The following is a 12,916-nucleotide window of genomic DNA, read 5'->3' as shown; positions in this document are numbered from 1 at the left end:
CGCCGCACGACCCTAGCCGAGTACTCACCGCGTTGATCGCCGCCACCACCGGCGTCGGTCTGCTGCTGGTCGGAGCGCCGGCGCAGGCGCAGCCCACCGTCGCCGAAATCGAGTCGCAGATCGACGAGGTCTGGGCCGAGCTCGAACCGACGATCGAACGGCACAACGCCGTACGGCAGGACCTCGCCGCCAAGAAGAAGCAGGCGGACGAACTGCAGAAGAAGATCAAGCCGCTGCAGATCCAGATCGACCTGGCGATGGATCGGGTCAGCGAGTTCGCCGCCCGGTCGTACAAGGGTGGTAGTCCGTCGGTCTTCAACGCGATCCTGACCAATGGCAAGCCGACCCACCTCGCCGACCAGCTCGAGCTGCTGGACCAGTTCGCCCGGCGGCAGGCCCGCGACGTGCAGGCCGTCGTCGACCTCAAGAACGAGTACGCCGTGAAGAAGGCCCCGCTCGACGAGTTGATCGTCGAGCTGACCAGCACCGAGGCTCAGCTGGCGGCGAAGGCCAAGGAGATCGACGCCGAGGTTGACCGGTTGCAGGACCTGCGCCTGGAGGCGTACGGCTCGACCAACACCCTCGGCTCGCTGCGTCCCGCGCCCTGCCCGGCGACCTACCCCGGCGGGGCGGCCGGCAAGGCGGTCACCTTCGCCTGTGCGCAGATCGGCAAGCCGTACGTCTGGGGTTCAGCGGGACCGGGCAGCTACGACTGTTCGGGTCTTACCCTGGCCGCTTGGGCGCAGGCCGGCGTCTCGCTGCCGCACAACGCCGCCCGGCAGCGTCAGGTGACCGCCAACGTCAGCCGGGACGAGTTGCGCCCCGGCGACCTCATCTTCTACTACAGCGGGCTCTCCCACGTCGGCATGTACGTGGGTAACGGCTGGATCGTGCACGCCTCCCAGGCGGGTGAACCGGTGCAGATGCGCAAGATCGGTTCGAGTGTGCACAGTTACGGCAGGCCCGGCTAGACCTCACTCCTCCCCATGGCCTGGCGCGTGCCGCTGATCCCCCCGTCAAGCGGCAGCACCGGCCACCGGAAAGGCGCCCTCCCATGTCTCCCCCCGGCTTGGGAGGGCGCCTTTCGCCTCTCCGCCGCCGGTGCGCCGGCTCTCCAACAGCCCAGCCGGTTCAGCTGGTCGGCCAGGTGCGCCACCGCTGCCAGGACCGGCTCGGAGTGGGTCCACGCTGCCCCTGGTACCGGGATCCGTAGACCGCCGACCCGTACGGATGCTCGGACGTCGACGAGAGCCGGAAGATGCACAACTGGCCGATCCTCATCCCGGGCCACAGCTTGATCGGCAGGTTGGCCACGTTGGACAACTCCAACGTCACGTGACCGGAGAAGCCGGGGTCGATGAAGCCGGCGGTGGAGTGGGTCAGCAGGCCCAGCCGACCCAGGCTCGACTTGCCCTCCAGTCGGGCGGCCAGGCCGTCGCCGAGCGAGACGACCTCGAGCGTGGAGGCGAGGACGAACTCACCGGGGTGCAGTACGAACGGGTCACCGCTGGGCACCTCGACCTGGGACGTCAGATCGTCCTGCCGAGTGGCCGGGTCGATGTGGGTGTACAGGTGGTTGTTGAAGACCCGGAAATACCGGTCGAGCCGGACATCGATGCTCGACGGCTGGACGAGCGAGGGTTCGAACGGCTCGAGGGAGAGTCCGCCGGTCTTGGTCTCCGCGACGATGTCCCGGTCGGAGAGAAGCATCGTCACACGATAGCGACCGTGTGGCCGGTGCGACCGCGCGGCCGGTCTCCTGGCCGGAACCTACCCGGATCGGCGCTCCCGGGCGATCCCACTATCTCTTCGTACACATGTTCGATAGAATCATCGCATGGCAACCTGGTCCGAGTTCGCAGCCGACGAGCCCCGCCTGGCCACGGCGATCCGACTCCTCATGCAGCAGTACGGTCCCGGCCTCGGCTACCTCGCCACCGTCCGGGCCGACGGCGGTCCCCGGGTGCACCCGGTCTCCCCGGTGATCACCGACAGCGGGCTGTTCTGCTTCATCATCGACTCACCGAAGCGGCGTGACCTGGAGCGGGACGGCCGGTACGCGCTGCACTCGTTCCCACCCGAGGAGAGCGACGACGAGGCGTACCTGGCGGGTCGGGCGCATCCGGTCACCGATCCGGCCAAGGTCGGTCGGCTCGCCAGCGATCTCGGGGCCGTGCCGCACGTCGACTGGCGACTGTTCGAGTTCACCGTCGACGTGGCGATGGTGGCGCAACGCGGTGGCAGCACCGGCCACTACGCGGCGGCGCCCCGGCAACCGGCCGTCCAGGTCTGGCTCGACCCGACCAGCGGCAGCGTCTCCCACCCGGTCCCGACCCCGGTCGCCTGCTGACCCGCCGCGCGGCACCGGTCGAACCGCCGACGCCCGCTCGCCGGCTGCCAGCAAGCCGTACCGATGGGCGGGCCCACGGCCGGGCCTGTTGCGCATCGGCCGGGCTGACCGGGTAGAGTAGGGCCGCTCGCGGGTGTAGTTCAATGGCAGAACATCAGCTTCCCAAGCTGACAGTGCGGGTTCGATTCCCGTCACCCGCTCTACACCGAAAGCCCTGGTCAGGACCACAATCCCAACCAGGGCTTTCGATTGCCCAAGATCCGTGATCATGCGGCGTGCCATCTACGTGCCATTAGCCCCGGCCGACCAGGGCACCGGCCGCACCGTCGTCCGGGTCGCCGCCCCGCTTCTTCGACTTCTTCTTGCCCGGCTTCCCGCCGGCTACCTTCCCCGCTTTCTTCTCCTTCTTGCGTTCCGTGCGCATCGCCGCGTGCAGCGCCTTCGCGATCGCCTGGTCAGCCTCGGACGTCGCGTGCTGGTAGATCAGCGCCGCCTGCGGCGAGTCGTGCCCCATCCGCGCCATCAGATCCCGAGTGCTCGCCCCGGTCCGGGCCGCCAACGTGTTGCCCGTGTGCCGCAGGTCGTGAAAGTGCAGCCCCGGTTGCCCGACCTTCGCCACCGCAGCCCGCCAGTCGGACAGCTTGTTGAAGTTGCCCCGCCAGATCGGCCGCCCGGACTCGGTGGTGAACACGAACGCGTCCGGGTTGTCGTCGACCTTGGCCGCCAGGTGCTCACGCATCGCCGACACCACCACCGGAGGAAGGCTGACCTTACGCCGGCCGGCCCGCGACTTCGGCGGACCGAGGACCAGGCCGACGCCCCGCTGTTCGGTGTACGCCTGCCGGATCCGCACCGTGCCCGCGTCGGTGTCGATGTCCTGCCGTTGCAGCGCGGACACCTCGCCCCAGCGCAGACACCCGAACGCAGTGATCAGCACCATGGCCCGAAACCGCGCCGGGACCGCGTCGGCCAGGGCCAGGAGTTGCGCCATCGACAACACCGGCCGTTCCGGTGCCTTTTCCTGATCGGCACCGGGAATGCGGCACGGATTCTTGGTCAGGATCTCGTCTTCCTTGACCGCCGTCATCAGCACCGCGCGCAGCAGCCGGTACGCCTTAGCCGCCATGCTCTGCGACACCCCGTTGCCGAGCAGTTTCGCCCGCCACTCCCGGACCATCGGCGTATCAAGACGCCGCGCCCAGCGTGGCGCGCGGGCGGAACACCGCCCGGCGGCAAGCCGCCCCGGACCGCTACGCGGCCGGGGCGGAAACCCACCGTCACCATCGGGTAGCCGCCCGCCGCGCCCTGTCGTCGAGCTCTCGGTGGGAGCACTCCGGCTCTGCAACGGCGGTCTAGCTACCACCTGAGCCAGCGTCTACACGAACAACGCCACAAGGGCAGTGACGGCAGCTACAAGCGTCGCTAGCGCTGTGACCAGCGCGGTCACGCCAGCCAGCCAGCCGACAAGAGAACTGTGAGGGTCTTTGCTGCTCTTGGTTCCCCCGTGCCTGCTTGTTAGCCTGGACACTCGATCTCCTTACCTGGTGTGTTCTGCTCGGACCATCACGGAGTTCGACGCGGCACCCGTCTGCCAACGGGTGCCGCTTCCGTGATGCGGCGAGGTTTGTACCGGCGATGGACGCTTGATCCACGCCGCGAGCCGGTGGTCCGCCGCGCCGACGTTAGACGTCAATCCGAACGAACTACACCGGTGTTGTTCCTCGCTCCACAGATGGAACCACCTCGCTGAGCAGATTCACAACCCAAGGCCATCTTCCGTGTGGGCGGTCCTGTGGATAAGCGGTGGAGATCTTGTCAAGATTTGTGGATAAACTTGTGGATAAACTGTGGATAGAATTTTCGTGCGCTCCAATCGGTCCATCTGAACAGGAAAAACGTTGTCCACTGGGTGTGGATAAGGGAAATGTTTGTGTGATGATCTGAATGATGCCCGGCTGAGGTGGGGTCGTTTATGGGCTACCGTGTCAATGTGACCACGGCGGTACACGTAGTTCCTTTCTTGTTGGCGCCAAAACATTAACGTTGGTAAGTCGTTCTCATCGACATGTTGTCCGGTGCACTGCAGTGCAGGCACCAAGCCGAACTGTCTTAGTGCATGATCTCGGTATCAGCAGCGGGTGACCTGGAAGGTACCTACCGCCCTAGGTAGCACACAGCCCTCTGCGCCCGCTGCCTGCTCGTCACACCGGCAGACCACGGAGGATCGGCGGAGTGTCGAGGGTACGGCGAGCGTCGGCGCGACGTGTTGCTTTGATGCGCTCAGGAGCCCAAGCGAGTGCCCAGACTGACAGCGGGATGAGCCAGGTAGACCGCATCAGCGAGTCTGGTCCGCCGTGCCAGTAGGCCAGGGTGATCAAGGCCAGCCCAAGCCCGGTGGGACCGCCGTGACCTGGGGGAGCGGCTCGACACCGGCCAGCGTCCGGCGATTCCCGAGCTGACAGTGCGGGTTCGATTCCCGTCACCCGCTCTCCAACACACGCAAGCCCTGGTCGGGACCACAATCCCAACCAGGGCTTGCACTCACTGTACGTACGCGGGATCGCCGCTAGGTTCCTACTTCCGTGGGTACGAGGCCTGCAGCACTTCGCGGATCAACTCGCTGGGGCTGCGATTGGTCAGCTCTGCCACCTTTTTGATCATTTCGTAGCTTTGGTCATCAATCCAACTGCCTGAGTTGCCCGCCTCGGAACCCATGTTGCCTCGGTGGACGTGATGCCGCAGGTGCATCCTGATGCACCTCTGGCATCAAGCTGAACAGGTAACCACTGGCCCGAGGGGGTCGCACTGCGTGCAGTGACTGGCGCGCATCGTTACCGACCTTGCGGTGTGGACGACGTCGGGCCGATACGCAGCCGCGCCAGCGCGGCGACCCGGCTCTCGATCACCTGGATCCGGTCGGCCCGTTCCGTCGGCGACCAGTGGGCCTGCTGGTTGGTCGCCTGCCCTGGCCACTTCCGGTAGAGCAACCCCGGCTCGTCGATGAAGTGCCCGTCGCTGACCGTGCTCGCGGCGAGCAGCAGCCCGGTGTCCTCGGAGGCGGGCAGCGCCAGCCAGCCGCCCAGAGCCAGCAGCAGGTCTGTACGGATGCACAGCGTCGCCGGGTGCACCGGCAGTCGGTAGGCGTCCTCCTGCCAGGACCGGTGGACCGTACCGGCGGGCAACCGGCCGCCCGGTGGATCGGTGGCCATCCGTACCGTGCTGTGGTCGCTCAGCAGATCGAGCGCCGCAGCGGTGGTCCAGCCGACCGTCGGGTCGGCGGTGAGGACCGCGATGTCGCGGACCAGCGCGTCGGAGGTCAACCGGTCGTCGGCGTCGAGCACCTTGACCAGTGGCCCGTTGACGCGGGACAGCGCCATGGTACGGGTGACGCCGGGGCCACCAGGGCGGTTGTGGCCGACGCTGATCCGTCGGTCCTGAGGCAGCGCGGCGGCGACCTCACCGGTCTGCCCGTCCTCCTGCACCAGCCAGCGCCACTGCCAGCCAGGCGGCATCCGCTGCGCCCGCAGCGAGGCGTACGCGTCAGTGAGGTACGGGATGCTCGCGGGATGGACAGGGGTGACCACCGAGATGGTCTGCGGGGGCCGGCGCACCGCTTCGACTCTACTATGGGTCGTTGATCGTTGACCCAACGTTGTGGCGCGCCGGTCTCTGGTACGAATGTCCCATGCCGGAATCGTCGGACCCGCGCTCAACGGACGCCGCTCATTCCCGCCCTGCCGGGGTGGACGACGCCACGGTCGCGGCGCTCGGCGAGTTGAGCAAGGCACTGGAGACGGTGCACCGGGCCCGTGGCCACCTCTACTCGATGCACCAGCTGATCGGCGGCGCGGACGCGACCCTGGACCGGGTCGTCCAGCTGCTGCGCGGGGCCGGTCACCGGCACATGGCTGACCGGGTCGAGACGGAGCTGATCGGTCGCAACGTCCTGCCGGGCCGCTGGACGTTCCAGATCGTCGAGGAGTTCGACGACGGCTACTACGCGACCTTCCAGGCGGTCGAGCGGGCGGCCCGGGAGGCGCTGGTGGGCGGCCGCCGGCACATCCACGAGGCAGAGATGAAGCAGGCCCGGCGTACCGTAGGCCGACCGGGACACGAGGCGACGCCGTAGCCGATCCGACCCCGGCGGTTCACAGGTCCTTGCTGTGGATCAGGCTGCGGATCCGGAGTTCGTCGACGACGGGGGGCGGACAGTCGGCGACGATCACCGCGCTGCCGACGACGACCGCCCCGCGAGCTGCGGCAAGCTGCGCCATGGCCCGCAGCTGCGCGCCGCTGGTGACCCAGTCGTCGACCAGCAGGACCCGGTCGCCTGGGCCGAGGTGCCGGTCACGGACACCGAGCCGCAGCGTGCGGCCCCGGTAGTCGGGCGCCGTCGTGGTCCAGGTGGTCGCGTCCGCGATTGCCCGCTGCGGATCCTCCTTGTACGCGGGTACGACGCCAATGCCGAGCGCTGTCGCCACCAGCGGGCCGACAAGCAGCCCGGTGACCTGCGGGGTCATCACCGTGCTCGGCCGGTCCGCGTCGGCCAGATCGGCGCTGGCCAGATCGGCGAGGGCCGGGCCGATCCCGGCGAGAATCCGGGGGTGTCGCCACCACCCGGACAGGTCGCTCACCAGATGGAGGCTGGCCGGGCCGGGGTCGTGCCAGACGAAGGTGTCGATCAGCAGCCGCCGAAGTTCAAGCGGGTCCGGCGCGTCGCCGGCTGCGGCCGGGCGTGGCACGTTGCCGGCTGCGGCCGCGCGGGACCGGTGCGGGTGAGCGGCTGCGGCGTCGGTCACCGGCCGAGTATGCCGGGACTCCTCGCCGGTGAATTTGCCGGGCACACTTGACACGACACGGCCTGCTCCGGCTACGGTGCGGCGGCTAAATTATGTTGTCAGCTCGTCAGGAGACGTCATGGCCGCGCGCCATCGCAACCCGCGTCGGTACCGTCTGCGGCTGGCACCGTGGTTGGCGGTGGTCCTGCTGGCCGGTGTGCTGGCGGGCGGAACGGCCATGGCGTTCGAACTGACCGCCGGTACGTCGACAACACCGCGTGCGGCGTCCACGGCCACACCGCCTACGACCACGCCGTCCACGGCGGCGTCCGGCTCCCCTGTGCCGGACCGCTCGACCGCGTCGACCCGGGCGGCACGTGGGGCCGACCGGGCCGCCTCGACGCCGAAACCGTCCCCGACGCCAGAACGGTCCCCGACCGGCGGGCCGTCCCCGACCCAGAACGAGGCCCAGGCCGGTGGCCAGGTAATAGAGAGCGGCACCTGCGGTGCGTCGTACTACGCCAGCGGACAGGTCACCGCGAACGGCGAGTCGTTCGACCCGTCGGGGATGACCGCCGCGCACCGTACCCTGCCGTTCGACACTCAGGTGCGGGTGACCAACCCGCAGACCGGTGCCAGCGTGGTGGTTCGGATCAACGATCGTGGACCGTTCGTCGACGGGCGGTGCCTCGACCTGGCCCGTGCCGCTTTCGCGAAGATTGCGGCTCTTGACCTGGGTCACCTCCAGGTCCGCTACGAGATTCTCGGCGACTGACCGCGATCCTGAGTTGCCACTCAGTGTCGAGCTGCTGGTCAGCGGCGTGATGTGCCATTTCCAGGTTTGCCCACAGGTTGAGCAACCGCTCGCCGCCCGCCCGGGGGATAGCCAGGGTGCCAAGGTTGTCCAATACTCCGGGTGGCCATATCCGGATCAGACGACAGGCCAACTCCGTTGGGCCACCGCCACCGATGAGTCATGCTGTTTCGCGTACCCATGCACATCATCCCGATGGGCGGCCGCCGCCCACTCAGCGCTGGTTCCCGCGTCGGCCTCGGCGCGGCCCTCGTGCTGCTCGCGCTCGTCTCCGTGGTGGAGATCGCGGACGGGTCCGGTGTCAACTACGTCGGTCTGGTCGCCGCTGCCCCGTTCCTCGCGGCGGCCTTCGCGACGTGGCGGGTGGTGCTCTCCACCGGGGTGCTGGCCACCCTGGTCGGTGGCATCTTCGCGCTGACCGGGCAGATGCTCTCGCTGGCGACCGCGGTGAACGTGGTCGGTATCGCGCTGGCCACCGGGCTGGCGGCGGCGGTGGCGGTCATCCGGGAACGGCAGGCACAGCAGATCGCCGAGCTTTCGCGGCTGGCGTCGGTGGCCCAGCAGGCGGTGCTGCGTCCGCTCGGACCGCAGGTCGGCACGCTCGCCGTGGCGGGACGCTACATCTCCGCCACCGCCGCCGCGGACATCGGCGGTGACCTGTACGAGGCGCTCGACACGCCGTACGGCGTACGCATGATCATCGGAGATGTGCGGGGCAAAGGCCTGGACGCGGTCCGGTTGGCCAGCATCGTCCTGGGTTCGTACCGGCACGTCGCCTACGAGCGGGCCGACCTACGGGCCATCGTGGCCGACCTGGACCGGGCGGTGGCGCGCAGCGTGGGCGACGAGGATTTCGTCACCGCCGCCCTGGTCGAGGAGCGCGGTGGAACGCTGACCATCGTCAACTGCGGGCACCCGGCGCCGCTGCTGCTGCGCCGGGGCGAAGTGATCCCGCTGGAACCGCCGGCTCCGGCACCGCCGCTCGGGTTCATGCCGGTGGTACGTCCCCGGGTCGAACGCCTCGAGCCGGGTGACCGGTTGCTGCTGTTCACCGACGGGCTCGGCGAGGCACGTCGGGACGGTGCCTTTTTCCCCACCGCGGACCGGGCCTGGCGGCTGCTGGGTCACGGCACCGTCGGTGACGGCCTGGCATCGCTGGAGACGGCGTTGGTCGAGTGGGTGTACGGGCGGCTCGACGACGACATCGCCCTGGTCCTGATGGAGTACTCGGGCTCCGGGGTGGTGCCCGCTCCGTCCGTGCCGAGTTGGGAAGTCGGCGCGCCCGGCGGCTGACCGGCCGGATCGCCCGACGGGGCGGAGCGCCCACGGCAGGTGGTGCCGAGGCCCCGGGCGGGTCAGACCGGCTGGGCGATCGCGAACAGGAAGCTGGTGCCGCCGAGGGCCCGGTGCCGGCCGACGTAGCGACGGCTGGCAATCGGTTCGACCAGTGCGTTGAGCAGGCGGGTGACGGACATCTGTGCCTCCTGATGGCAACTGCGGCGCTTCTTGGGTTTTGCCCAATTTTTGCCTCTTGCACCGGGCAAAACGACCGTATTCCGGACAGGTGACGGCTGGTGGGCCGTCAGCCGCCCCGTTGCTGTCCTCGGTTTGCCAGACGGCGCGCTTGTCGTTGGCTACCCGGGAGTAATACAGTGGTGGTTACTGACCAGTAACAGCTGTCCGGAAGCGGGGCCACCACGCGATGACCCACTACAAGAGCAACCTTCGGGACCTCGAGTTCAACCTGTTCGAGGTTTTCGGCGCCGACCGCACCTTCGGCCGGGCGCCCTACGCCGACCTGGACGTCGACACCGCCCGGAGCATCCTCAGCGAGGTCGAGCGGCTGGCCCGCGAGGAACTCGCGCCCAGCTTCGTGCCGGGCGACCGCAATCCGCCGGTCTTCGACCCGGCCACCCACTCGGTGACCTTGCCGCCCGAATTCCACCGCTCGTTCGAGGCCTTCATGTCGGCCGAGTTCTGGCGGCTGGACCTGCCGGAGGAGCTCGGCGGCACCAACGCGCCACGGGCGTTGTGGTGGTCGCTGGCCGACCTGGTGCTCGGCTCCAACGCGCCGGTCTGGATGTACGCCTCCGGGCCGTCCTTCGCGCACACCCTCTACGTCGAGGGCACTCCGGAGCAGAAGGAGTGGGCCAAGCTCTTCGTCGAGCGGCATTGGGCGTCGACGATGGTGCTGACCGAGCCGGACGCCGGCTCCGACGTGGGCGCCGGGCGCACCCGGGCGATTCCGCAGCCGGACGGCTCGTACCACATCGAGGGCGTCAAGCGCTTCATCACCAGCGGCGAGCACGACCTCAGCGAGAACATCATCCACTACGTGCTGGCCCGTCCGGTCGGCGTCGAGGGCGCCGGTGGTCCGGGCACCAAGGGCCTGTCGCTGTTCGTCGTGCCCAAGTACCACTTCGACGGGGCAACCGGCGAGCTGGGCGAGCGCAATGGCGTCTTCGCCACGAACGTCGAGCACAAGATGGGCCTGAAGGTTTCCACTACCTGCGAGCTCACCTTCGGTGAGCACGGCGTGCCGGCCAAGGGATGGCTGCTCGGCGACGTGCACGACGGAATCCGGCAGATGTTCCTGATCATCGAGTACGCCCGGATGCTGGTCGGCACGAAGGCGATCGCCACCCTCTCCACCGGCTACCTCAACGCCCTCGAGTACGCCAAGAACCGGGTCCAGGGCGCCGATCTGCTGCAGATGACCGACAAGGCGGCCCCCCGGGTGACGATCACCCACCACCCCGACGTCCGTCGGTCGCTGATGCTGCAGAAGTCGTACGCCGAGGGCCTGCGTGCGTTGGTCTGCTACACGGCCAGCTGGCAGGACAAGATCAACATTGCCCGGGCGGCCGGCGACGAGGAGACCGTGGAGCTCGCCAAGCGGGTCAACGACCTGCTGCTGCCCCTGGTCAAGGGGTGTGGCTCGGAACGGGCGTACGAACTGCTCGGTCACGAGTCGCTGCAGACCTTCGGCGGCTCCGGCTTCCTGCAGGACTACCCGCTGGAGCAGTACGTCCGGGATTCCAAGATCGATACCCTGTACGAGGGAACCACCGCGATCCAGAGTCTCGACCTGTTCTTCCGCAAGATCGTCCGGGACAACGGCCAGTCGCTGATGGCGATCGCCGGCGAGATTCAGGCCTTCATCGCCGCCGAAGGTGGCAACGGCCAGCTCAAGGAGGAGCGCGCCGCGCTCGGCCGGGCACTCGGCGAGGTGCAGAACATCCTCGGCGTGATGACCGGCTGGCTCGGTGAGGTGCAGAGCGGCGAGCCGCGCTCGCTGTACAAGGTCGGCCTGAGCAGCCGGCGACTGCTGCTGGCGCTCGGCGACGTGGTGATCGCCTGGCTGCTGCAGCGGCAGGCCGAGGTCGCCCTGACCGCGTTGGGCGGCGACGGGGTCTCCGACGCCGACCAGAGCTTCTACCAGGGCAAGGTGGCCGCCGCCCGATTCTTCGCCAGCGAGGTGCTGCCCCGGATCGGTGCCGACCGTCGAATCATCGCCGGAACCGGACTCGACCTGATGGACCTACCCGAGGACGCCTTCTGAGCCGCTGACCGGAGGTTCCGCCGCCACCGTTTCGGGCCCTCCCCGGCGGGTAGATCAGCAGGCGACCGCACAACTTGTAGCCACCGCACAAGGAGTGCACGCATGGGTATCGGCAGTGGAATCTTCCTCATCGCAATAGGCGCCATCCTGGCGTACGCCGTCCGGGCCGACGTCTGGTGGCTGGACGTGCGGGCCGTGGGCTGGGTGCTGATCCTGGCCGGGTTGGCGATCCTGCTCACCGTGCTCTGGTTCTGGAACGATCGCCGCCGCCGGGCCCGGACGGTCATCGTCGAGGAGAACAAGCTGGCCCATCCGGCGCAGATGGTGCCGCCGCCAGCCGAACCACCGCAGCCGCCCAACTGACCACGTCGCCAACCTGACTGGCCACGTCGGTCGAGCTGATCGGGGCCGCGTGGTCAGCTGGTTCGGGCCGCCCGGGCGGTGTACGTGTGGGTCGCAGGAGCCGTCTGCGGCCCACACGCCGTCCAGTCGCCGGTGAACTCGTGAACGGCGATCCCACAGGTCCGCAGTCCGCTGTCGCTGGCACCGACCGGGTCGAGCAGCGCTGAGGCGTAGGAAACCGTCGGGTTGTGCCCGACGATCAGCACCCGGGACACCGAGTCGTCCAGTTGCCGCACCAGGCCGAGCAGGTCGACCGCGGTTCCGCCGTACAACCGGGGTTCGAAGCGGGCGGGTGCCGGCGGACCCGCCGCAGACACCTCCTGCCAGGTCTGCCGGGTACGCCGGGCTGGCGAGCAGAGCACCAGTTGCGGCCAGAGCTGGTGTTCGGCCAGCCACTGCCCGGCGTGTGCCGCGTCCGAATGTCCGCGCGGGGTGAGCCCGCGTTGCTCGTCTGCCATCTGTTCGGGCTGCTCCGCCTTGGCGTGCCGGAGCAGCACGATGCTGCGTCGGGTCATCGGTTCAGCTTGCCTGATTGAGTTCACAAGCGCCTGGGTACATCCGTGCCCGCCGCTACCTCACAAGCGGCATCCGGCCGGCACGACGGTGCCGGCAACAGCCAAGGAGGTACGAAGTGGGTATTGGCGGAAGCATCTTCCTCATCGCCCTGGGCGCCATCCTGGCCTTCGCGGTCGAGGCCGAACTGGGCTTTCTCGACCTGACCACGGTCGGCTGGGTGTTGATGGTGGCTGGCGTGTTCGGGCTGGCCCTGACGTTGTGGTTCTGGCAGAGCCGCCGCCGTACGGTGGTGTCCCGGACCGCGCAGGACGAGCCGGCACCAGCTGCCCCGGTCGAGTCGGACCGGGTCGTGGAGGAGCAGTACCGGGAGGTGCGTCGCCCGGGCGGCCCGGTGCGGCGGTGATCCGGACCCCGAGCAGACCGCCACCCCCCGACGGATCAGGATCTGCCACGAACGGAACAGGATCTCCGACGATCCCGAACCGGGCGGTCCC

13 protein-coding genes and 1 tRNA gene are annotated in these 12,916 nt (G+C 68.6%); 9 read left to right on the top strand and 5 right to left on the bottom strand.

The genetic code is table 11. The annotated features are described in order from the left end of the window. Positions 1-32 precede the first annotated feature (32 nt). Positions 33-971 carry an NlpC/P60 family protein gene (locus ACN27J_RS20770; protein ID WP_421368690.1) on the top strand — a complete coding sequence of 313 codons (939 nt, stop codon included), beginning with the start codon at positions 33-35 and terminating at the stop codon, positions 969-971. Positions 972-1,131: 160 nt separating this feature from the next. On the opposite strand, the gene dcd is transcribed toward ACN27J_RS20770, so the two are convergent. Then, entirely contained in the window at positions 1,132-1,710 is a 579-nt protein-coding gene (gene dcd, locus ACN27J_RS20765) for a dCTP deaminase (RefSeq protein ID WP_416550984.1), read from the bottom strand. A gap of 127 nt (positions 1,711-1,837) precedes the next feature. Between dcd and ACN27J_RS20760 the strand changes: the two genes are divergently transcribed. After that, positions 1,838-2,350 (top strand): pyridoxamine 5'-phosphate oxidase family protein, encoded by a 513-nt coding sequence (locus tag ACN27J_RS20760; RefSeq protein ID WP_421368687.1) that lies wholly within the window; start codon positions 1,838-1,840, stop codon positions 2,348-2,350. Between the two features lie 129 nt (positions 2,351-2,479). Beyond that, positions 2,480-2,550, top strand: a tRNA-Gly gene (locus tag ACN27J_RS20755). A gap of 92 nt (positions 2,551-2,642) precedes the next feature. Here ACN27J_RS20755 and ACN27J_RS20750 read toward each other — a convergent pair. Next, on the bottom strand, positions 2,643-3,527 hold the full coding sequence (locus ACN27J_RS20750; RefSeq protein WP_421368685.1) for a tyrosine-type recombinase/integrase: 885 nt from the start codon (positions 3,525-3,527) through the stop codon (positions 2,643-2,645). A 1,654-nt stretch (positions 3,528-5,181) separates the two neighbouring features. Then, a complete protein-coding gene (locus tag ACN27J_RS20745) occupies positions 5,182-5,961 on the bottom strand; it encodes a glycosyltransferase family 2 protein (RefSeq protein WP_421368683.1) in 780 nt (259 codons plus the stop codon). Between the two features lie 74 nt (positions 5,962-6,035). Here ACN27J_RS20745 and ACN27J_RS20740 point away from each other — a divergent pair, with 74 nt between their 5' ends. Beyond that, the gene (locus ACN27J_RS20740; protein WP_416595637.1) at positions 6,036-6,479 is read left to right on the top strand and encodes a hypothetical protein; all 444 of its coding nucleotides are present in this window, start codon (positions 6,036-6,038) and stop codon (positions 6,477-6,479) included. Between the two features lie 19 nt (positions 6,480-6,498). On the opposite strand, the gene ACN27J_RS20735 is transcribed toward ACN27J_RS20740, so the two are convergent. Then, positions 6,499-7,092 carry a phosphoribosyltransferase family protein gene (locus ACN27J_RS20735; RefSeq protein ID WP_421372357.1) on the bottom strand — a complete coding sequence of 198 codons (594 nt, stop codon included), beginning with the start codon at positions 7,090-7,092 and terminating at the stop codon, positions 6,499-6,501. A 175-nt stretch (positions 7,093-7,267) separates the two neighbouring features. Between ACN27J_RS20735 and ACN27J_RS20730 the strand changes: the two genes are divergently transcribed. The 4 genes from ACN27J_RS20730 (at position 7,268) to ACN27J_RS20715 (ending at position 11,867) form a co-directional block, all read left to right on the top strand. Next, positions 7,268-7,903, top strand: a complete 636-nt coding sequence (locus ACN27J_RS20730) for a septal ring lytic transglycosylase RlpA family protein (RefSeq protein WP_421368681.1) — start codon at positions 7,268-7,270, stop codon at positions 7,901-7,903. Positions 7,904-8,104: 201 nt separating this feature from the next. Continuing rightward, positions 8,105-9,235 (top strand): PP2C family protein-serine/threonine phosphatase, encoded by a 1,131-nt coding sequence (locus ACN27J_RS20725; protein WP_278172712.1) that lies wholly within the window; start codon positions 8,105-8,107, stop codon positions 9,233-9,235. Between the two features lie 409 nt (positions 9,236-9,644). Continuing rightward, positions 9,645-11,504 (top strand): acyl-CoA dehydrogenase, encoded by a 1,860-nt coding sequence (locus ACN27J_RS20720; protein ID WP_421368678.1) that lies wholly within the window; start codon positions 9,645-9,647, stop codon positions 11,502-11,504. Between the two features lie 102 nt (positions 11,505-11,606). After that, on the top strand, positions 11,607-11,867 hold the full coding sequence (locus ACN27J_RS20715) for a DUF6458 family protein (protein ID WP_123606537.1): 261 nt from the start codon (positions 11,607-11,609) through the stop codon (positions 11,865-11,867). Positions 11,868-11,920: 53 nt separating this feature from the next. Here ACN27J_RS20715 and ACN27J_RS20710 read toward each other — a convergent pair whose 3' ends face one another. After that, a complete protein-coding gene (locus ACN27J_RS20710; protein WP_421368676.1) occupies positions 11,921-12,421 on the bottom strand; it encodes a SixA phosphatase family protein in 501 nt (166 codons plus the stop codon). Between the two features lie 116 nt (positions 12,422-12,537). On the opposite strand from ACN27J_RS20710, the gene ACN27J_RS20705 reads away from it, so the two are divergent. Next, positions 12,538-12,825, top strand: a complete 288-nt coding sequence (locus ACN27J_RS20705; protein WP_282232934.1) for a DUF6458 family protein — start codon at positions 12,538-12,540, stop codon at positions 12,823-12,825. The last annotated feature ends 91 nt before the right edge of the window (positions 12,826-12,916 follow it).

The sequence above is a fragment of the Solwaraspora sp. WMMB762 genome, from assembly GCF_049179115.1.
In the GTDB taxonomy this organism is placed as follows: Bacteria; Actinomycetota; Actinomycetes; order Mycobacteriales; family Micromonosporaceae; genus Micromonospora_E.
Note: the sequence above shows the minus strand (reverse complement) of the source record. Positions and strands in the feature narration are given on the sequence as shown.